Raw genomic sequence first — 22645 nt, 5'->3', positions numbered from 1 at the left:
AAAAAAATAAATATGCTATGAGATTGCGCGTACAATGGACTTTAAGATTATTATTGGTGTATTTTTTTTATCAAACAGCATATGCAGAAACGCAAAGTTATGGGAGCTTTTGGTTGACCGGGACCTTTATAGGTCCTGTAGCTCAAAATCATGAGAAATGGAAATATTATTTTGAGCCGCGATTAATCGTGCTCAATAACCGTTATGCTCTTAGTGAACTTCATTTTTATTACGGTACAGGATACCAACTTACCCCTAATTTCGCTCCTTATATTGGTGCGGCTTATTTTTTATCTGAAAATACGGAAGGCATTGCTTCCCATGAAAATGTGATTTGGCAGCAATTTTTCTGGGATATAACTAAAACCGATTTTTTTAAAATTTCGAATCGCTCCCGTTTGGAAGAACGAAAAAATACGCTTCACTATGAATGGGCAACACGCTTAAGAGAGCAAATAACTCTTAAAATCCCGGTGCAAAATACAAAATACTCTCTGGTAACCTTCGATGAAGGGTTCTTTAATTTGAATCATCCCTTGTGGGTAAGTGATAAATTTTTTGCTCAAAATCGTTTCTTTTTTGGTATAAGCAGAGAAATGTCTAAAGCCGCAACCTTAGATATTGGATATATAAACCAGATTAAATTCGAACGGCAAAATTTAAAAATATCAGACAATGGTTTGTATATTAAAATGAATGTGAGTCAATAAATAAAACATGGCATAACTTTTATTTGACCTATCAATTTCCTTTCTCTCTAAAAGACCTGGATAAATCCACATTAAAACAATATTTTTCTTATCAAAATGAATCATATCAGTTCACTTTGATAAATTAAAACTCCACCTTGTAGATGACCAATAATAGGTCTATAACTTTAAAATAACCATGAGAATTACATATGGCAGAAAAAACTAAAGACAAAACTGTTTATCATCAAATGCCTACAGGACTCCTATCTGTTGATGCAAACGCTTTAATTCTCTCAAATATTATCAAAGAACTTCCCGGGAGCGTTTATTGGAAGGATAAAGAAGGAAGGTATTTAGGATGCAATGATACTATGCTTGAAATGGTCGGAATGAAATCAGTAATAGGTAAAACCGATTTCGATATGCCATGGGTAGAATCGGCTGAAACAATACGCAATAATGACTTAAGGGTAATGGCGCTTAATTCTGCTTTAGAAATGGAAGAAACGGCAACATTAGCTGATGGGCAACAAGTTACTGTATTAACTAAAAAAACTCCACTCAGAGATGCTCAGGGAAATGTCATAGGCATTATTGGTGTCTCTTTAAATATTACCCACCGAAAACAACGAGAAGAACGTCTTCTTTCAAATCAAGAAAATACTCAGTCTACATTAGAAAACATTATTGCACATATGCCAGGCCATGTTTATTGGAAAGATAAAAGTGGGGTTTATCAAGGATGTAATAATCGCCAAGCACAAAGCGCGGGATTGCAATTCGGCTATGAAGTTATTGGAAAAACTGATTTCGATTTACCCTGGGAAAAAGAACAAGCAGAATTAATTCGCAAAAATGATCGCCAAATTATGGAAACTGGAGAAACAGAAGTGATTGAAGAAATCATTCAAGTAAAGGGTAAAGATGCCATTTTTTTAAGTCATAAATTACCAATACGTAATAAAAATGGTGAAATCATAGGTGTATTAGGGATGTCTGTTGACATTACTGAGCGAAAAAAAATCGAAGCAGAGCTAAATATTGCCAAAGAAAAAGCTGAAACAGCAAACCGTGCCAAAACAGAATTTCTTGAAAATATGCGTCATGATATTCGTACCCCATTAACCGGTATTGTTGGATTCTCCGATATCATTAAGGAGGAAGCTCAAAATCCTCGCCTCAAAGAATATGCCGATAATTTAGTAGCCTCTAGCCATGCTTTACTAGATTTTATGGATGAAGTCCTTGAAGCAATCCATGTGAGCTCGGGTGAAATACCTAAAGTGAAGAAAAAATTTAAATTACAAAACATATTACAACATTTGATTGATTTAAATAAAGCTAAAGCATTTTCGAAACGTCTTAGTTTATCACTTGATTTTGATAAAAATATTCCCAAATATCTGATTGGTGATAATATTCGCATTCATCGAATTATACTTGAGCTACTTACTAATTCATTAAATTTTACTGATTCCGGTTTTGTAAAATTGACAGCCCTACTTGCGAAACAAGAAGGTCGTGAAGTGATTCTGAAGTTTATAGTAGAAGACACCGGCATAGGTATTCCACAAGACAAACAACAAGAAATTTTTCTTCAATTCAAAAAACTAACTCCTTCTTATAAAGGTATTTATACAGGTGCTGGTCTTGGCCTTGCAGTAATCAAACAGTTTGTTGATGAGTTAGATGGAGAAATTTATGTGAAAAGCACCGTCTCAAAAGGAACAACATTTACTTGCATCATCCCATTAAAAGTAGCTCTATTAGAAGAGGATACTGGCGTTGACCAATATTTTTCTGAACTAAAGGAAACAACTCTAAAACAAAAAACGGGAAGCATTACCAATAAAGCAGATAGCACCACAACATTATTTCGACATCGAATTTTAGTGGTTGAGGACAATCCAATTGCACAAATTGTAGCGAAAACCTTCCTAAATCAGTGCAACTGTCATGTAGATATAGCTATTGATGGACAATCTGCTTTAACCTATTGGCGACAAAATAAATATGATTTGATATTCATGGACATAGGCTTACCCGATATGGATGGCTACCAAGTAACTCACCATATTCGGGTACAAGAAATTGCGAAAAATCTCCATACACCAATCATTGCCCTAACAGCTCATGTGGGCGATGAAAACAAACAACGATGTATTGAGTCAGGTATGAACGCTGTCATCAATAAACCATTAACCCCTAAAAATTGTCGTGATATTTTGAATACGTTTATTCCTGAAGTACAAACTCCCAAGATAGAGTCCACTGATTCATCTAATTTACACGCGGAGCTTTTTGAACTTTCCGCATTTCCAATATTCGACATTAAAGAAGGAATTAAAACTACTGGTACAGAAAAAATACTTTATGACATGCTCAAACTAATGCTTGAATATTCATTAACCGAAGATCGTTCTATGCTGGAAAAGGCCCATGCACAAGGTGATTGGGAAGAAGTTCAAAAATTTGCTCATAAAATTAAAGGAGGTGCCATATATGTTGGTGCCACCCGCATGAAAATAGCGTGTCAACATCTGGAGCGTTTTTGGAAAAATGGCCAACATGAATTATTAGAGAGATTATATCAACAAGTTCTTCAAGTTATTGATGAAAGCCAGACTGAAATTAGCATCTGGATAAAAGACAGAGAATATTAAAAAATCACTTTGCCATTAAAATAACCACACTATACCCTCAAACATAATAGTTACTTAATATTTTTACCTTATAATTGGGTCCATATAACTACAGAGTGAGTATAAATATGTCTTTTAGAATAGATAATCCAGGTGGGGGTGATTGTGGATTTTATGCTTTCGCAATAGGTTTAATCCATGCCATTCAACATGAATATTATTCGAGTGGAAAAAGCAATACTTTTAATCGTTGGAAAAACGAAGGACTTGGCATGAGTCTCCAAGATATCCTAGCGATTGACCTGGATTGGTTAGCTTGCTTACCTTATAGTTACAAAAAAGATCAATTAATTGCACTACAAATGTCTTTAAGAAATATTACGGTTAATGTGAATAAAGAAGATCTGTTAAACCGAATATATACAGAATTAACATCAAATGAAGCACAAACTAAGGTTGAAGGTTCAATTGTCTATGGCAAATTCATGGAGTTAGTACAATTTTACTTAAGAAGAAGCAGCAGCCTAGAGCAAATAAGTCAGTATAATGAATTAGCATTATCTCCTGAAGTGTTGCAATTAGCACAAAATACCGCTCGGTCACTTCGACCAATACTTAGAGGGCAACCTTTTGACAAAGCACAGCAAATTGAAAACGCTTATGTTAAAGAAGTGCTGTTAATTGACGTACTGTCTCTGAATGATAGAAGCTCCCACTCTGTTATCTTAAATGGAATTGAACAAATTAAGCAAAGAGGAAGATGGGCTACACATAGTGATTTAAATGGAATTGCAGAAAGACTAAAAGTCACTTTCCATGTCACTGGCCATGTTAATGGTCCTACTACCCCGGGTTATCCAACCATTACCTTAAATAATGAAGGCAATATGCATTGGACAACCACTGTAGCGCAATTATTCGAACATAAACCCAGAGGAATTTCCACCAAACGAGTTACAGAGCAAACAGAATTAGTCACACCAAGTAAACACCAAAAAATTGATCATGAAACACGAACTTATTCCTTAAAAACAAAACGAGTTGTTGATACTCCTGAAGAAAACTATAAAAAGCATATCGATAATCTTTTCGATGCAACGAAAAATCAACGTTTCTTCACCACTCCACCTAGGAGTAAAATCAGTGTTAATTCAATTGATAAAGCCAGGGCTATAGCAAAAGAATCTGATGAGTCATTTGCTACCCGTTTACAAGAAGCAGAATTGCGACGAATTTTAAGCTACTAATTTTTTCTTCCCTCAAGGCCTGCTAGGTCTTGGGGAATAAACTCAATTTTTACTTGACCTAAAAAATTTATTTTACTTGCTCTATCACCTCGCCTTTACTATTAATAATGATATAGAAATACCTTCAGAACCTTAAGGATAATTCTGATGCCCCCTATTCGACGTTTCATTGAAGCACAACGAGGTAAAGATTTTTATCCTTCCTACCAAAGTGCTTATGCTGAAATCAAAGCAGGCAAAAAAAGGAGCCATTGGATCTGGTATATTTTTCCTCAACTAGCCACCCTTGGATATAGTTCTACAGCTAAATATTTTGGCATAGTAGATTTAAATGAAGCTTGTGAATTTATACAAAATAAAGAACTATTTCACAATTATTACGAAATAGCTCAGTTAATATTACAACAACTTGAAAAAACCCCTCTCACCATCTTAATGGGAGGAACAGTGGATGCTCAAAAGCTCATCTCCAGCTTAACTTTATTTCGAGAAACTGCTGCAGTTCTTATAAGTCAAGGAATTAAAACGCAAGACTTCATAAGACTAATAGAGTGTTGTGATCAAATTTTTATAAAAATTTTAAATCAAGGTTATTTCCCATGCGAGGAAACCCGACTTCTTGTCCAAGCACACTTACCAAAAAAATAATCATTTAGAAATTAGCTCCCTAAGCACGTAAATTCAATAAAATTTAATTTATCAATTTGAGATCAATCTATTCAGAGTTTAAAAACTCTTGTTATAGTAAAATGAATTAATCGAACTACAATGACTTCAAAAGGATTTTGGCATGACACTTAAATCAAAAATAGAAAGTACCCTTCTAATAATTTATCTTTTAACATCAAATGGTTACTGTTGTTCCACTGTATTTTCCAATAATAATGGAATCAGCCCTACAGTGGCACGTACTATGGATTTATATATTTCTGATATGCCTTCTTTAGTGATTTATTCTAGGAATATAGAGCGTTATGGTAATACTGGAGCTAACTCAGTAAAATGGAAGTCTAAATATGGAAGCATTGTTGTTACAGCCTTCAATTCTAATGCTGCTTCGGATGGCATGAATGAGGAAGGTCTTGCTGCCCATCTTCTGTATTTATCAGAAACAAAATATCCAAAAATTGATAATAGTAAGCCGTCTCTTTCTAATTTGCTCTGGGCTCAATATGTCCTCGACAATTTTAAAACCGTTAATGATGCCCTCCAAGCAATCGATAAATTTCAAATTGTTGCAACAAAATTGCATGGAAAAACCTGGCCAATTCATTTAGCAATTGAAGATTCAAATGGAGATTCTGCAGTTATTGAGTACATTGAAGGAAAAATGAAGGTTTATCACGGCCATAATTATCGAGTGATGACCAACGAACCGGCTTACACTATTCAACTCAATAATCTTAAAAAATATCGTTCATTTGGTGGAAATTTACCTATCCCCGGCGATCCTGATCCTTTGAGTCGTTTTGTTAGAGCATCATACTACTTACACTCTTTGCCTAATGCAACAAATAATCAGGACGCAATTGCTGGCGTATTTTCAATCATCCGTACCGTTATGGTACCCTTTGGAGCAGTGGATACTTCTGGAAATAAAACTGAGGATGCATGGCCTACTCGTTGGGTAACAATCGCCGACTTAAAAAATAAAATGTTTTTTTTCAACTCCACCATAACACCCAATTTGATATGGGTGGATTTAACCAAATTTGATTTCTCATCAAAAATACGTAGTGAGTCAATTAATCCGTTAGATGTTAGTTTGGTGGGAGACATCTCCGAAAAATTAGGAGCAGAAAAAAATTAACTTTGTATAAGAATATACAAAATCTAAAACAACTAATCCAAGAGCTATAATATAAAAAGAATATCTCTTAATTAATGAAGAATTGGGATAAGAAAACAGCCATGCTGCAAGATGAAATATCCAGCAAAACTTCTTGCCTTGAGACCTTCCGCTGCGAGAAAAGGTGACGGTTGAGAGGAATAGAGGACACATGGAAGAACGTCATCCTCTGCGTAAGCAGAGGGGCTAGGGAATCTATGCTGAAGATAGATTTCTAACTTTAATTTATTCACTATCTTTCGATCTCAAGGATGATGATATTACACATTTATAGATTAAATTGAAGGATTTTGATGAAACATTTAAAATAGAACATTTGTGAGGTTTGCCTTGGATTCTAAAATTTACAGTAGTTCTTATTTAAAATTACCCACTGATTTTTATGAGGAAATAAATCCTACCCCCATTGCAAATCCCTATTTAGTCAAATTTAATCTTGAATTAGCCTCTTTTCTTAGAGTACCCCAAATATCCCCTGCCAATGAGAAAAAATACCTACAGTTTTATGCGGGCAATTCGATCCCAGCACATCTTAAGAGTATTGCATTGGCTTATGCAGGACATCAATTCGGTTACTATGTCCCTCTTTTAGGTGATGGTCGCGCAGTTTTGCTTGGGGAAGCATGTAGCGAAGACGGAAAACGATGGGATATTCAATTAAAAGGCTCTGGCAGAACAAAGTTTTCTCGCATGGGTGATGGTAGAGCACCATTAGCTTCGGTTTTAAGAGAATATCTCATTAGTGAAGCAATGCATGGTTTACAAATTCCCACCACCCGTTGTTTGGTTGCAATTGCAAGTGAAGAGCAAATTTATCGTCAAAACGGCCCTGTACCTCTAGGTGTACTAACACGAATAGCATCGAGCAGCTTACGAGTAGGCTCATTTGAATATGCGGCATCACTTAAAGAACATCATTTATTAAAATCATTAGCACACTATGCACTCGACCGACATTATCCAGCGCTTTTACAAAGTGAAAATCCTTATCTTGAATTATTTAAAGCCGTTGTTGATCGCCAAGCGAGCCTGATTGCTGAATGGATGGGTGTCGGTTTTATTCATGGGGTTATGAATACAGACAACATGACTATATCTGGTGAAACCATTGATTATGGTCCTTGTGCGTTTATGGATGAATTTGATTTTGATACTGTATTTAGCTCCATTGATGTTACTGGTCGATATGCTTTTGGCAATCAAGCGTCTATTGCCAAATGGAATTTAGCTCAATTTCAGTATGCATTATTACCTTTATTCGATTCTAAAGAGAAACACGCATTAACCCAATTACACGAAATATTGGATTCCTTTAAAGAGCGTTTTTATTATTACTGGGGCGTAAAGATAAGAGAAAAATTAGGCTTAATTGGTGAAAGTAATTCGATTGCAGAATTAGTTAATAATTTTTTTAGTTTAATGCAACAATATAAGCCTGATTTTACCAATACTTTTCGTCTTATGAGCAATGCAATTGACTCTCATAATGAACAAATAAATCTAATAAAAGCACTAGGAGACCAACCTAAGAGTAAACAATGGGTTTCTGATTGGTTAAATCAAATCAAACATCAAGAAGTTGACCTTCAAAAAATAAAAAACAGAATGAATCAGGTAAACCCCGCTTATATTCCTAGAAATCATTTGGTAGAAAATGCAATAAAAGATTTTATTGAAAATAAAGACAGTACTTTAATGGACACTCTTTTAAACGTATTGAAAAACCCTTTTCAACAACAAAAAAACACGGAACATTTACAATGTTTGCCCTTGGCGCATGAGCGTGTATGCCAAACTTTTTGTGGAACTTAATACAAATTTGTTAACACAGCACCATACTTTTTTAGTGATAAGTTTCACCCGCTCTCCCAAAGATTGAAACGCCCTCTTTATTGGTTACTCTCCAAATTGCTTGATGCTTTCTATGAGTTTTGGAAGTAGCTTATGCTCAAAACCAAGTGCCAACTGCTGCAATTTTTCTTTATTCCTAGCAACAAAAAAGGAAGTGGTATGGAACAAGGGTGGGGTGATACCTTAAAACAAAAACGCGCATAAACATTCGCATCCGCTCCGCTTAAAGTGGGATTTAATTTCCGATTTTTCTCATCAGTATCAATCAAGATAATTTGCCCAGCACAAGGATAACGACTTTGAAGGGCTTTATGTTGTTCGGCTAAAAATCAGGTTGATTTTTAGCCAATTGAGATAAAACATACTGAAAAAATGAGTCAAGAACTGTAAACGGATATTATCTCTTCGCTGACATAAAGTACGAACCTGAATGCCTGTTCTTAATTTTTGGAATCAGTGAACAAGAATCATTTAAGCATGCTTTATTTCAGCAACAAACCCGTTTATTCTTGAATACTAGGATCTACCAGTCCTCCGAGCTATCCTTATGGAGAAGATAAGTTGCGGTGATTTAAAGGGAGTTTAATGAGTCCCTTAAATCATGGTGGCAGTATTGTATTATACAGACGATTTAAATTCAATTGCAGATCAAGCTGATCAATTAAAAATCAATCCATTCTGTCTGACTTGATAATTTAAATTACTTTTTGATAAAGAACTTCTTTTAATAGAGCCCCACCCTCATAAAACTCTTCTAGTTTGGTGGAACTTGTTACTTCAAATCCTAGAGCATCGTAAAATTTTCGCGCTTGATGATTGTCTTCAAATACCCATAAAAGTACTTTTTTATATCCTAATTTTGTAAGTTCAGAGATAGCAGCAGTACATAATTGAGTTCCTAATCCTTTGCGCCAATAATCAGGATGTAAATAAATTGCTTTGATTTCTCCCATTGAGCCATCGGTACCAAAATTATGAAAAGTGCCTATGCTTGCAAAACCAACAATTTGCTGATTAATTTCAATTATTAATACTTTTACATGTTGCATTATTAAATCATGCCACTGCTGGGTGCGATCTTGCAGAGATAAGTTTTGTAATATCGTTTCTGGAATAAAGTCTTTGTACATCTTTTGCCAAGAAGAGATATGAATTTGAGCTATAGCCGCGGCATCTTCTAAAGCAGCTGTTCTAATTTTTGACGTTGTTACGTATTGAGTCATAATAAAAACCTTAGAGAAGTCTTTTGCTTCTTTAATTTATTTTGAAATTTAATGTTTAAATGACCTATACCCGATATGCTATGTTAGAATGGAAAGATTGTCACTAAAAAGGATTTAAATATGGCCAAAACAAATCACTCAAAACAAATTATACTCAGTATGCTCGCTATATTGATTGCCACCACCGCAAATGCAGGTACTGTAACTAGTGATGTTTATACAACAAATGGAACTTCAGCAGGGAAAATTGTCTTTGAAGACAGTCAATACGGTTTGCTGATTAAACCCCAACTAACAGGGCTTCCTGCTGGCATTCATGGTTTTCATATTCACCAACATCCAGATTGTGGGGATCATGCTATGAATGCAGGGGGGCACTTAGACCCTGCAAATACAAACAGTCACCAAGGTCCATATGGCCAAGGCCATCTGGGTGATTTACCAGTATTAATGGTCGATAGTAAGGGAACCGCAGTAACCACTCTACTAGCACCTCGTTTAAAAACTAAAGATATCCAGGGACATTCTATTATGGTTCATGAAGGAGGGGATAATTATAGTGATAATCCGCCTTTGGGTGGTGGAGGTACACGTATTGCTTGCGGAAAAATTTCTTTATAATCTCAGAGTAACCTAAGTATCATTCTGTAAATAAATAATAAAAAGAGATGTATTATGCCTTATCACGATAGTTTTTTTGCCAATATTAGATGCAGTTGGAATCAATATAACTCATTAAGAAATAAATACTCGCACTTGATTCCTATTCCTCAACAGTCCTATTTCAAACCGGTTAAAGCTTTAGATGAATTTACAAGTGTGCTAGCATGTCCCATTCATAGCCCTCTTTGGCTCGGTATCAATGCAACCCTATTATTTTTAAAAAGTTTGATTCATTTAATCGCAACTATATTACTGGTTGTTCCTGCTTTGTTATTAGCCGTTTTTAGTCCTAGTTCAGAAAGCAGTTCCAGTATAAGTGCTGCATTTAAACAATCCCTGGCGAATACAGTAGTTGATGCAACTATGAGTATTATTGCCGCCTGTTCAGCACTTGTTTCTCTTGCTTTTAATCCTCTTTACTTGATGAGTCGCTGCCTTACTACAGTGGTATCGCATTTAAATGAAGTAACTGAATCATGTTGTGATTTAAAAATTGCTCAGTTTTAATTTGCTAAAATGCAAAAAAACATGGACATTAGTCATACAACAAGCGCTTTAATTGTAAAATACGAGAGTGGTCTTCTCCACTCTCGTATTGTGAGTCCTAATTTATTATTTAGTGTGTGATGTTCCATCAGTACAAGTACAAGTACCACTTCTTTTAGTGATATCAATGATGCACGATTTAACCCCTTGGTGGGCTTGACAAAAACGCTCACAATTTCCTTGCTGAAATGCATTACACACTTTCATATCATCTGCAACTGCTAAGATAGGACTAAAATACAAGCCTATACTAAGGACTGCAACTAAAGGTTTAATAAACATTTTTTCTCCTGGTTTTAAAGTGAATCTCTCGGGCTAATGGCATTTGTATCTCAGACATTAGTCATCCTTCCGCATTATTGAAATAACTTTTTTAGTTTTTCCCTATTTTTTTCTTTAATTTTATATAATTAAACCAACAGCATTATGATTGAAATTATAGATATAAAAAAGAGAGCTTATACATTTTTATGAGGTAATTTCTTGCTGATTAAAAAGATTTTTTGTCGAAACTCGTATCTATGTTTTATACTATAATGAATAGCTTTATCGATTAAAATTTCTAAGAAGCAGCATGAGTGACATAAAGATAGACCAATTACAAAGCTTAGTGGATGAAGCGAGAAAAAACATAGAATCTTCTAAAAAAATTCTAGATGAATTAGGTGAAGACTCAAAACCAGCCGAGGTATCTTTTATGGAAGATACCGTGTATTCCATTCAACTAGTGCTTCAATATAGATTCGGTTGCCAAGATGCACTAGCAATACTTTTTCAGCTTGATCAAAACCTGCTTTATCTCTTAGGAGTGCAACCACAACACTCAGCCAAAATGAATTTTGATCGATTAGCCTATGCTTTAGGCAATGATGATTTAAAACAAATGCTTCATGCGCTCTCTCTACTCGTGAGTGCGTTATTAAAAATTACGAACCATTATCAAAAAGAGCACGTCCAATTTGGATTAAAGCCAAATAAACCTGTAAAACAAAACTCAATTATAAAAGGAATGCAGAAACTTATCTCACTAAACAATCACTTTATAAGCTTAATTCAACAACTGCAAAATAACGTGAGACTGCTTTTAGAACACCAATCTGTTGGACCAATATTTGATCATATAGCAGCCCTTAGAGGACCTATTTCTCAATTTTATCAAGCAATATTAAATGGCATAGGTGAAGCAAAGGAACTTTATGAAAAAATAAATTTGAATCAACCAATAAATAACAAAGTTGATCTGCTTTTAAGACAAGCAGAAGAAGTACTTCAAATCATGCCTTCAATCTATAAACCACATCCTCAATATACTTTATACCCAGCCCCCAAAAGGTCTTCAGAGCAATTAGAACAACGTGCGACGGCAAAACGCTTACGCCCATTTTTTTAAAGAATTCGAATACATTACTGAGACAACGTTCCTGAGTTATTTTATATTTGCTCATTCTTCCATGATGCAGCTATCACTTCGATTGCCTCGAATCGATCCCAGATAAAAACCTTACCCCTCCTCTATTCCCTTACTCACAAGTTATAAAACTTGGGAACATAAGCTCTTCAGGAGAGGTAAATTATAATTATAGGTAACACCCTACCCCATCATAACCAATAACCTGACATTCTTTATAAGCACTTTGATCAAGGTGATAACTTATCGAGCCATAATGAGCAATAATAGCACCATTTTTAGTTTGCTCTATATGAGGTTTTTGAAAACTATCCAGAGTTTCACAAGCCGCGTTATTTAGTACCCAAGTCACACCATCGATAACAACCCGCGACTTACCTGGTGTTAATGAATTTTTCCCACAATTTTTCATCGCTAAACTTTTGGTTTTAGGGGATGAAAAGAGTAAATCATACCCTGCTGCTGCAGCTTTAACGGCATTTTCAGCATCCAAAATTCCATGTCCGCAAGGTTTCTTTCCTACACAAGATTTATTCGAGTCAGAACTTACTCCAAAATCATGTGTTGTAATATAAAGTAACTGCTCAATTTGCTCAGAGCTAAGTGCTTTATTACTTGCGGCAAGAATTAATCCTGCAACACCTGCAACATGGGGCGTTGCCATACTCGTTCCTTGATAAAAATCAAATCCAGATCCTCCATAACCACCTCCTGGATTCACCGTGGATAAGATACCACCCCAAAGTCCATAACGTTTGTCTCCTCCTGGAGCGGCTAATGTCACACTAGGTCCATAGTTAGAAAAATAGGATCGAAGCCCCTCTGGCCCAGTAGATGCGACTTTAATAGTTCCATTACAAATTGCCGGGGCATTAAAATGCTCCCATACATTATCATTTCCTGCTGCCACAGCTAGAACCGCGCCATGTTCACGTGCGAAAAAGACCGCCTCTTGTAACGCCTGATCGCAATAATCAATCTCTTGATTCGGTCCTTTATCCACACCGAAACTCATATTCAATATTTTTGCCGGATGAATATTTTTTGGAACTCCGGGAACATCGCCACCTACAGCCCAATAAATGGCATTGATTACAGAACTTTCATAGAACATTCCATTAGCGCCAGGAATTTTTAGCGGAAGAATTTTTAAGTCTTCACCCATACCACTCATCACATGACCATAACCTGCTATTGTTCCAGCAACATGAGTACCATGATAGGATCTGGTCTCATCCATTAAATTATTATTATTTCCCGCAAAGTTCCAACCCCATATATTACCAGCATCATCTTTAACAAGATTATTTATTAAATTTTCATTTAAGGCTATTCCAGTATCTAATACTGCAACTACTACAGGTTCTTTAGACAAGCCGGTAGTATAAAACCAAGCACCATCTCGAGAGCCCGGCTTAGATTCCAACATGATTCCTGCAGGACGTGAAAATTCATCCCATTGAATTTCATGGGATAATAAACTACCAGCATCCAAAATTTCTGGATCAGGAACTGGTTTAAAGTAACTTACTCGGTCTTTCACTGCATATAAAACTTGTGGATTTTTACGCAGACGGTCCAAAACTAAGGAAGTAGTATCCTCATTATCTATTTCTTTAGAAAGAGAGCCATTTGTAGTATCTAAAATTAATAAATAAGCTCCATTCGCCATAGGATTTATTTGCTTCACAGGTAATTGGGTAATTTGTTTTATTTGCGATTTTAAAGAAGAAACACTCGTTATTTGTTCTTTATACTTGATTATCACTCGGACAGCATCATTTGCGGGTGCCGCAAATGCATTATGGGCGATAGACAAAAGACTAAGACTTAAAATCCCTAACTTCAACATGCAAAATCTCCTTATAAAAATGCATAGCCAATCAGTATGCAATAAGATAAATCGCAAAACAAGAGCAAAATTATCTCAAAATGCTATTACTATATACGGCAAAGAAAGAAAAAAATAAATCTAGCTTATTGATAAATAATAAATTATTAAAAATTAGGGTTTATTGGCAATTCGTATTCTAAGACCCAGCGTCCGGAGGAAAAGCCTCAAGATGCCAGGAACTGAATTGTCAACAGCCCCTTATATGAACTATCAACACAATTGATTGGACTAAAACCGAGGAGCACTGCCATTGACTTAAGAAATTTATAGTCATCCTCACACATAGGAGAACACATAATGGATTTTCGCTTTCGCGAAAATGATGTTCTCTTCAGTCAACGGCAGTAGAACAGAGCACTTACCTTTAATTAGTAACGATAATGATCCGGTTTAAAGGGACCGTTGATCTCAACACCTAAATATTGAGCTTGCTCATCAGTTAATCGAGTTAGCTTCACACCAATGCGATCTAAATGCAGCCGAGCAACTTTTTCATCCAACAGTTTCGGAAGAACATAAACTTGTTTTTCATATTGAGCAGCATTTTTGAATAATTCAATTTGTGCTAAAACTTGATTGGAAAAAGAGGCCGACATCACAAAACTAGGGTGACCTGTTGCACAACCTAAATTAACCAAACGTCCTTCAGCTAAAAGTATAATGCGTTTCCCATCAGGAAAAATAACATGATCCACTTGGGGCTTAATATTTTCCCATTGATATTTTTTCAAGCTTTGTACATCGATTTCGGAATCAAAATGACCAATATTACATAAAATAGCTTGATTTCGCATTCTTTTCATATGTTCATGCGTGACTACATGATAATTACCTGTAGCAGTAACCACAATGTCGACTTGCTCTGCAACATCATCTAAAGTAACAACGCGATAACCTTCCATCGCCGCTTGAAGAGCGCAAATAGGATCAATTTCAGCAATTAAAACAATAGCACCTTGGCCCCGTAGAGCTTGAGCGCAGCCTTTGCCTACATCTCCATAACCTAAAATAAGAGCAACTTTTCCTGCGACCATCACGTCAGTAGCTCGTTTTAAACCATCCAATAAAGATTCGCGACAACCGTATAAATTATCGAACTTAGACTTAGTTACCGAATCATTCACATTAATTGCAGGAATACTTAATTCACCATGTTTGGCCATTTCATACAACCGAGCAACACCTGTAGTCGTCTCTTCTGAAACACCTTTGATATCAGGTAATAGTTGCGGATATTTTTGATGAATGATTTGTGTTAAATCACCGCCGTCATCGAGCAATAAATTAGGTGCCCAATTATTGGGGCCAGCCAGTGTTTGTTCCACACACCACCAATATTCTTCCTCTGTTTCACCCTTCCAGGCAAATACAGGAATACCTTTAGCTGCAATAGCAGCAGCTGCATGGTCTTGAGTGGAAAATATATTACAAGAAGACCAACGAACTTCAGCCCCCAAAGCAACCAAAGTTTCAATAAGCACCGCTGTTTGAATGGTCATATGCAAACAACCTGCAATACGAGCGCCTTTCAAGGGTTTTGTTGCACCAAACTCTTCACGTAAAGCCATTAAACCTGGCATTTCCGTCTCTGCTATAGCAATTTCTTTGCGTCCCCAAGACGCCAGCGCCATATCTGCAACTTTATAATCATGGATCATATTGCCTTTTGCTCCTACTTTATCGACTAATTCCATCACAGCCTCCTCATAATGCCTTACGTAATTCAGCTACTTTATCTAAACGTTCCCAAGGAAAAGTTTCACGCCCATAATGGCCATAAGTTGCTGTTTGTCTATAGATTGGCCGAAGTAAATCATGATATTCAATAATACCTTGTGGTGTTAAATCAAAATGAGTATTGACTAATTCAATGATTTCACTATCTTTTAATCGTCCTGTACCAAATGTTTCAACAAAAATGGATGTAGGTTCGGCAACGCCAATAGCATAAGAAATTTGTAATTCACACTTATCAGCTAAACCTGCAGCGACTATATTTTTAGCAACATGCCGTGCTGCATAAGCTGCTGAACGATCAACTTTTGAAGGATCTTTACCGGAGAAACATCCTCCTCCATGTCTAGCCATACCACCATAAGTGTCCACTATAATTTTACGTCCCGTTAATCCACAATCGCCTAGAGGACCGCCAATAACAAAACGGCCTGTCGGATTGATGAAATAACGGGTTTTTCGCGTTAGCCACTCCGTAGGTAGCGTCGTGCTAATCACTTCTTCACGCACTGCTTCAATTAAATCATTATGGCTAATTTCAGCTGCATGTTGGGTTGAAAAGACAACCGTATCTACTTCAACAGGTATCCCATGCTCGTATTTTAAGGTTAATTGACACTTGGCATCTGGTCGTAACCAAGGTAAAGCCCCTGATTTACGTAAATAAGCTTGTTTCTCCATCAGTCGATGGGCATAGGCAATAGGTGCTGGCATATAAACGTCTGTCTCACGGCTTGCATAACCAAACATTAAACCTTGATCTCCAGCACCAAGAATTTTGGTTTCCTTATTATCTACGCCTTGAGCAATGTCTGGGGATTGTTTTCCAATTGCGGAAAGTACTGCACATGACTCCCAGTCAAATCCCATTTGCGAGCTGTTATAACCTATATCTTTAATTACTTGTCGTGTAACTGCCTCTACATCTACCCATGCTTTAGTAGTAATTTCACCACCAACCAATACCATACCTGTTTTAACAAATACCTCGCATGCTACCCTTGCAGTTGGATCTTGCATTAAAATAGCATCTAAAATTGCATCGGAAATTTGATCAGCTATCTTGTCCGGATGTCCCTCGGAAACAGATTCTGAAGTAAAGACATGACTTTCATTCATTGTTAATCCTCTTTAAATATGTATTTGTATCTCATTGGCTTCTCAGATCCCTGCCCACATTTCACCGATTATGCATCGAAGCTTGACGAAAAAAATGGACAGTTTCTTTCATTTCATTAACTGTATAAACTCATTAAATACTATTTCTATATCATGTGGGCCTGGGCTAGCCTCTGGATGTCCTTGGAAGCCTAAAGCAGGCTTCTCTTTATGTCTAATACCTTGTAACGTATTATCGAATAAAGAGCGATGAGTAATAGCAAGACAATCCGGCAAACTTTCTTCATCCACCGCAAAACCATGATTTTGGCTGGTTATAAAAACACGTTTTTTACCTTCCGTTTCAATAACGGGATGATTTGCACCATGATGACCGAACTTCATTTTTTTAGTCACACCACCACATGCTAAAGCTAAGATTTGAAAACCCAAACAGATACCAAATAAGGGGATATTGTGTACTAAAAATTCTTGAGTTGCGCGAATAGCATAATCACACGCTTGTGGATCTCCAGGACCATTCGATAAAAATATACCATTAGGATTCATTGCCAAAACTTCCGCTGCTGAGGTCTTAGCAGGCACTAAAGTCAAATGACAGCCTTTGTCATATAAGATACGTAAAATATTGTGCTTCACGCCAAAATCATAAGCCACTACATGAAATTGTTGTGGTTGAGAGTTTTTTCCCCATTCACCCAAACCAACATGCCAGCGCTCTATTGTTTTTCTGGAAACTTCCAGTGCTAAATCCACACCTTGCAACCCAGAAAAAGATTTTGCTTTTGCCAAAACCAATTCAGGATTTTCGACATCAGTACTGATACAAGCGCCTAATGCCCCCTTTTCACGCAAACGTAAGGTCAAATCACGAGTGTCAATATCAGCAATTCCAACCACCCCATTTTTTTTGAGCCATTCTTGTAGTGATTGTTCGGCACGATAATTACTGTGAATTATTGAAGCATTACGGATGACTAAACCTGAAGCCCAAACTTTGTTAGATTCCATATCCTCATGATTGCATCCTGTATTTCCGACATGTGCAGTGGTTAAAGTGATGATTTGTCGTGCATATGAAGGATCAGTAAGCATTTCTTGGTAACCAGTTAGCGACGTATTAAAAACCAACTCGCCAACACAATCACCTGACGCTCCTATTGAAATGCCTTTATAAATAGTGCCGTCGGCTAATGCTAAAATTGCTGGTTGGTTCATCATGGATCTACTCTAAGTTGTTTATAATGATTTTTAATTTCAGCCTGAATGACACATTGCATCATCAAAATGATGCGAATCACTCAAGCTCAAAAAATGCACATAAAGATAAATGCCAGCAATTGTAACTTACTTATTTTAAAATTTCATGTCTTCAAAGAATTTTTTCACACCAGCAAACCAGGAATTAGATCGCGGAGAATGATTTGCTTTAGCATTTTCAAGTGATTCATGGAATTTTGTTAATAATTCTTTTTGCTCACGGGATAAATTAACGGGAGTTTCTACAACTACTTTACATAGCAAATCACCTTGACCGTGCCCTCGCACAGATTTCATTCCTTTGCCCCTTAAACGAAATACTTTGCTTGTTTGAGTTTCTTCAGGAATCTTGAGCGTGACTCGTCCTTCAAGAGTAGGAACTTCTATAGAGCCCCCCAAAGCTGCAGTGATAAAACTTATGGGCACTTCACAATGCAAATCATTTTCATGTCGTTCAAATATGGTATGTTTTTTAATACTAACCTGGACATAAAGATCACCAGGCCCCCCCCCATGCACTCCTGCTTCACCTTCGCCGCTTAATCGTACTCTATCACCATTATCAACCCCTGGTGGAATTTTGACGGTGAGTTTTTTACTTTCACGTATTCGTCCTTGGCCATGACAACTTGAGCATGGATCAGAAATAATTTTCCCTTCTCCATGACAATGAGGACACGTTTGTTGAATCGAGAAAAATCCTTGTTGAATCCTTACCTGCCCTATTCCGTTACATGTTTCGCATGTTTTTGGTTGAGTTCCTGCTTTTGCACCAGAACCACTGCACACGGTACACGTGCCATGTCTTGGTACCGTAATTTGTACTTCTTTACCTAAAGCAGCCTCTTCAAGAGTTAATTGCACATTAAATTGCAAATCAGCACCACGTTGGCCACGTGATTGTCGACCAGCACCACGTCCACCTGAAAAAATATTTTCAAAAATATCTTCGAAAACATCACCAAAACCACCAAATCCTCCAAAGCCGCCAGGACCACCTCGCATAGAAGGATCAACACCCGCATGACCGAATTGGTCATAAGCAGCCCGTTTTTGCGGATCGGATAAAATGCTGTAAGCGCTTTGAATTTCTTTAAATTTTTCTTCTGCTTCAGAATCGCCAGGATTACGATCTGGGTGATACTTCATTGCCAACTTGCGATATGCTTTTTTAATTTCAGCATCACTGGCAGTTCGACTTACATCTAAAAGTTCATAATAATCCCGCTTTTCCATAACTACTCACAAAATTTAAAATTAATAGGCTTCATAGTCCGGATTTTTCTAACAGTATGAAACATAAAGTCTCTATCATTATGTCAAATTCATTCCCACGCAAAAAACGAAACCCATTTATACCTGTTAGCACAATGTACTATAGAAAATGGGGCCTCCTCTCACTACCGTTGACTTAAGGAATCTATACTTTATTCCGGCATCCTGCGGCTTGTCCGCGAGATCCATCACCATCATTGTATCCTGCAGATACGTCGCTGGATGTCGACTGAAAGCGTGTCTCTTAAGTCATTAGCAGTGCTCTGCCTGCACAGAAAAATTATTGCTCTTAAACATAATGACCACAACAACAACGTAACCCAAGAAATGAGTCCTCATTTCTCAAGTTACGTTTTGCTTCACCGAGGCTAGAATACCCAGGCTATCATATATTACGATAGAACCAATTATTTCTTATCGTCTTTTACTTCCTCGAACTCAGCATCAACAACACTTTCATCCGTCTTAGCTGATTCATGTGTTTGTGCCTGTTCCTGGTGTGCTTGTCCCTGCCCTGCTTGTCCTTCAGATGCCTTTTTAGCATAAACTCGCTCAGCCATTTTTGCAGATGCATCACTTAACACTTTCAATTTGTCTTCAATTTGTGCTTTATCACTACCTTGAATTGCTTCTTTTAATTCAGCAATAGCCGTTTCTATACCTTTTTTCTCATCATCGGTAAGATCTGTTGCTAGATCTTTCATAGATTTTTCACAGCTGTGAATTAAGCTATCTGCCTGATTACGAAGATCAGCCATTTCCTTAAATTTCTTATCTTCTTCTGCATGTGATTTAGCATCTTTTACCATAGCTTCAACTTCTTCATCACTCAAACCACTGGAAGCCTTAATCACAATTGATTGCGCTTTACCTGTAGCTTTGTCTTTAGCAGAAACATTAAGAATACCATTGGCATCAATATCAAAAGTAACTTCGATTTGAGGAACTCCGCGTGGTGCAGAGGGAATATCACTTAAATCAAATCGTCCCAAAGATTTATTCGCTGATGCTTGCTCTCTTTCCCCTTGCAGCACGTGCACAGTAACCGCTGTCTGATTATCATCTGCTGTAGAGAAGACCTGTGCTGTTTTGGTTGGAATGGTTGTATTTTTTCAATGAGCTTCGTCATTATTCCACCCATTGTTTCAATACCTAAAGATAAAGGCGTAACATCAAGCAAGAGAATATCTTTTACTTCTCCAGATAATACCGCAGCTTGAATAGCAGCACCAACAGCAACTGCTTCATCAGGATTCACATCTTTACGTGGTTCTTTGCCAAAAAATTCTTCTACTGTTTTTTGAACTAAAGGCATACGTGTTTGACCACCAACCAAAATAACTTCATTGATTTGTGATACAGTTAAGCCCGCATCTTTTAGCGCCGTCTTACAAGGTTCTATTGTACGCTCAACCAATTTCTCTACTAAAGATTCCAATTTAGCTCGAGTCAATTTGATATTTAAATGTTTAGGTCCGGAGGCATCTGCCGTAATATAAGGCAAATTAACATCAGTTTGCTGTGCCGAAGAAAGTTCAATTTTAGCTTTTTCAGCAGCATCTTTAAGTCGTTGCAATGCTAATGGATCATTGTGTAAATCAATACCGGAATCCTTTTTGAATTCAGAAGCGAGGTAATCAATCAATGCCAAGTCAAAATCCTCACCCCCTAAGAAAGTATCACCATTGGTAGCTAATACTTCAAATTGGTGTTCTCCATCCACTTCAGCAATTTCAATAATAGAAATATCAAAAGTACCACCACCCAGGTCATATACCGCAATAACTGAATCACCGCGTTTTTTGTCCATGCCATAAGCAAGGGCTGCAGCAGTAGGCTCGTTAATGATACGTTTTACTTCAAGACCCGCGATGCGACCCGCATCTTTTGTCGCTTGTCGTTGAGAATCGTTGAAGTATGCAGGTACGGTAATTACGGCTTCTTTTACTTCTTCACCTAGATAATCTTCTGCAGTTTTTTTCATCTTACGCAATACTTCAGCAGAGATTTGAGGCGGTGCTTTATCCTGATTTTTCACACGAACCCAAGCATCACCGTTATCCGCTTTGATAATCTTGTAGGGCACCATTTTAATATCTTTTTGGACAATCGCATCATCAAATCGACGACCAATTAATCGTTTAATTGCAAACAAGGTACTGTCTGGATTAGTCACTGCTTGACGCTTTGCAGATTGTCCAACCAATACTTCACCATCGTCTGTAAAAGCGACAATGGAAGGAGTAGTACGGTGACCTTCACTGTTTTCAATTACCTTAGGTTTATCACCTTCCATTACAGCAACACATGAGTTGGTGGTACCCAAGTCTATTCCTATAATCTTTGCCATTCTATTTCTTGCTCCAAAGTAGTAATTTTTATGCAATAATTCTTATATGGGTATTACGTGCAAAATTTCAACCCACTAACCTCATAATTTATTTTTTTGATACAACAACGCGCGCTGGTCTAATCACACGATCGCTTAATTTGTAACCCTTTTGGAATACAGCTATGACCGTGTTTGGTTCAGCATCTGGGGCAACCTGCATCGACATCGCTTCATGTAATTGAGGATCAAATGGAGTACCAATAGGATCAATTTGTTGTACTTCAAATTTTTGTAATGCATCAACAAAAAGTTTCAGCGTCAATTCCAAGCCTTCGCGCATCGATGCATCTTCTGCTTTTATAGCCAGTTGCAAAGCTTGTTCTAAGCTGTCAATTACAGGCAATAAAGAGGAAATCAATTTCTCAACGCCATAACGATGGGCATTAGCGATTTCTCGTTCCGCCCTACGGCGAAAATTATCCAATTCTGCTTGCGCACGGACGGCCTTTTCCCAACTTTCATGAGCTTGTTGTTCTGTAAGAGTGAGTTTTTCGCTCAATTCAACATAACTTGGATGCTCTAAAGATGCTTCTTGAGGCTCAAGTGAGTCCATCACCTCAACACTCTCTTTTTCTGAATCTTGAGACTGCTGTTCTTCATTTAAATGTGTTTCTTTAAATTGGTGCCAATCTTTTTTTTCTTTCTTACTCATGCAAATACTCCTGATTTACCAGAATTAATGTCAATAGAGTGTATCATCCCATACATCATATCCTTGGTATTCGAAAATTAATGTTAGGTTTTAACGGACCTAACTAACGTAATTCGACATCAAAAGCCTAGACGAGGCCTTGATGCATTCACGTTATCCCGTAACGCTTTTCCCTAGCCAATCTGGGCGTCGCATTGA

General features: G+C 37.1%; 17 protein-coding genes and 1 pseudogene. 9 read left to right on the top strand and 9 right to left on the bottom strand.

Features of this window, described 5'->3' with window-relative positions:
- Window positions 1-17 precede the first annotated feature (17 nt).
- The 6 genes from EL220_RS06020 to EL220_RS05995 all read left to right on the top strand — a co-directional run bounded on the left by EL220_RS06020 (window position 18) and on the right by EL220_RS05995 (window position 8242).
- Window positions 18-710, top strand: coding sequence for a DUF2490 domain-containing protein (locus EL220_RS06020; RefSeq protein WP_027271599.1), 693 nt, complete (start codon window positions 18-20; stop codon window positions 708-710).
- A gap of 191 nt (window positions 711-901) precedes the next feature.
- Window positions 902-3355 (top strand): PAS domain-containing sensor histidine kinase, encoded by a 2454-nt coding sequence (locus EL220_RS06015; protein ID WP_027271600.1) that lies wholly within the window; start codon window positions 902-904, stop codon window positions 3353-3355.
- 107 nt (window positions 3356-3462) lie between these two features.
- Window positions 3463-4581: a hypothetical protein gene (locus tag EL220_RS06010; RefSeq protein ID WP_027271601.1), complete on the top strand. Its 1119-nt coding sequence runs from the start codon at window positions 3463-3465 to the stop codon at window positions 4579-4581.
- A gap of 147 nt (window positions 4582-4728) precedes the next feature.
- The gene (locus EL220_RS06005; RefSeq protein ID WP_027271602.1) at window positions 4729-5229 is read left to right on the top strand and encodes a DUF1810 family protein; all 501 of its coding nucleotides are present in this window, start codon (window positions 4729-4731) and stop codon (window positions 5227-5229) included.
- A gap of 142 nt (window positions 5230-5371) precedes the next feature.
- Window positions 5372-6391: a linear amide C-N hydrolase gene (locus EL220_RS06000; RefSeq protein ID WP_051544745.1), complete on the top strand. Its 1020-nt coding sequence runs from the start codon at window positions 5372-5374 to the stop codon at window positions 6389-6391.
- A gap of 369 nt (window positions 6392-6760) precedes the next feature.
- The gene (locus EL220_RS05995) at window positions 6761-8242 is read left to right on the top strand and encodes a protein adenylyltransferase SelO (RefSeq protein ID WP_027271603.1); all 1482 of its coding nucleotides are present in this window, start codon (window positions 6761-6763) and stop codon (window positions 8240-8242) included.
- A gap of 734 nt (window positions 8243-8976) precedes the next feature.
- On the opposite strand, the gene EL220_RS05990 is transcribed toward EL220_RS05995, so the two are convergent.
- On the bottom strand, window positions 8977-9504 hold the full coding sequence (locus EL220_RS05990; protein WP_027271604.1) for a GNAT family N-acetyltransferase: 528 nt from the start codon (window positions 9502-9504) through the stop codon (window positions 8977-8979).
- Between the two features lie 120 nt (window positions 9505-9624).
- Here EL220_RS05990 and EL220_RS05985 point away from each other — a divergent pair, with 120 nt between their 5' ends.
- Both EL220_RS05985 and EL220_RS05980 read left to right on the top strand, forming a co-directional pair.
- A complete protein-coding gene (locus EL220_RS05985) occupies window positions 9625-10125 on the top strand; it encodes a superoxide dismutase family protein (RefSeq protein ID WP_027271605.1) in 501 nt (166 codons plus the stop codon).
- A 54-nt stretch (window positions 10126-10179) separates the two neighbouring features.
- Window positions 10180-10674 carry a hypothetical protein gene (locus tag EL220_RS05980; protein WP_027271606.1) on the top strand — a complete coding sequence of 165 codons (495 nt, stop codon included), beginning with the start codon at window positions 10180-10182 and terminating at the stop codon, window positions 10672-10674.
- A 105-nt stretch (window positions 10675-10779) separates the two neighbouring features.
- On the opposite strand, the gene EL220_RS05975 is transcribed toward EL220_RS05980, so the two are convergent.
- A complete protein-coding gene (locus tag EL220_RS05975; protein ID WP_027271607.1) occupies window positions 10780-10995 on the bottom strand; it encodes a hypothetical protein in 216 nt (71 codons plus the stop codon).
- 292 nt (window positions 10996-11287) lie between these two features.
- Between EL220_RS05975 and EL220_RS05970 the strand changes: the two genes are divergently transcribed.
- The gene (locus EL220_RS05970) at window positions 11288-12103 is read left to right on the top strand and encodes a hypothetical protein (RefSeq protein ID WP_027271608.1); all 816 of its coding nucleotides are present in this window, start codon (window positions 11288-11290) and stop codon (window positions 12101-12103) included.
- Between the two features lie 187 nt (window positions 12104-12290).
- On the opposite strand, the gene EL220_RS05965 is transcribed toward EL220_RS05970, so the two are convergent.
- The 7 genes and pseudogenes from EL220_RS05965 to grpE form a co-directional block, all read right to left on the bottom strand.
- The gene (locus EL220_RS05965; protein WP_027271609.1) at window positions 12291-13973 is read right to left on the bottom strand and encodes a S8 family serine peptidase; all 1683 of its coding nucleotides are present in this window, start codon (window positions 13971-13973) and stop codon (window positions 12291-12293) included.
- 410 nt (window positions 13974-14383) lie between these two features.
- The gene (gene ahcY / locus EL220_RS05960) at window positions 14384-15709 is read right to left on the bottom strand and encodes an adenosylhomocysteinase (protein WP_027271610.1); all 1326 of its coding nucleotides are present in this window, start codon (window positions 15707-15709) and stop codon (window positions 14384-14386) included.
- Between the two features lie 10 nt (window positions 15710-15719).
- The gene (metK, locus tag EL220_RS05955) at window positions 15720-16868 is read right to left on the bottom strand and encodes a methionine adenosyltransferase (protein ID WP_027271611.1); all 1149 of its coding nucleotides are present in this window, start codon (window positions 16866-16868) and stop codon (window positions 15720-15722) included.
- A gap of 108 nt (window positions 16869-16976) precedes the next feature.
- The gene (carA, locus tag EL220_RS05950) at window positions 16977-18089 is read right to left on the bottom strand and encodes a glutamine-hydrolyzing carbamoyl-phosphate synthase small subunit (RefSeq protein WP_027271612.1); all 1113 of its coding nucleotides are present in this window, start codon (window positions 18087-18089) and stop codon (window positions 16977-16979) included.
- A 135-nt stretch (window positions 18090-18224) separates the two neighbouring features.
- On the bottom strand, window positions 18225-19364 hold the full coding sequence (gene dnaJ / locus EL220_RS05945) for a molecular chaperone DnaJ (protein WP_027271613.1): 1140 nt from the start codon (window positions 19362-19364) through the stop codon (window positions 18225-18227).
- A 446-nt stretch (window positions 19365-19810) separates the two neighbouring features.
- Window positions 19811-21753: pseudogene (dnaK, locus tag EL220_RS05940) on the bottom strand (molecular chaperone DnaK).
- An 88-nt stretch (window positions 21754-21841) separates the two neighbouring features.
- Window positions 21842-22447 (bottom strand): nucleotide exchange factor GrpE, encoded by a 606-nt coding sequence (grpE, locus tag EL220_RS05935; RefSeq protein WP_027271615.1) that lies wholly within the window; start codon window positions 22445-22447, stop codon window positions 21842-21844.
- Window positions 22448-22645: the final 198 nt, after the last annotated feature.

This window comes from Legionella sainthelensi, from assembly GCF_900637685.1.
GTDB classification, from domain to species: domain Bacteria; phylum Pseudomonadota; class Gammaproteobacteria; order Legionellales; family Legionellaceae; genus Legionella; species Legionella sainthelensi.
Note: the sequence above shows the minus strand (reverse complement) of the source record. Positions and strands in the feature narration are given on the sequence as shown.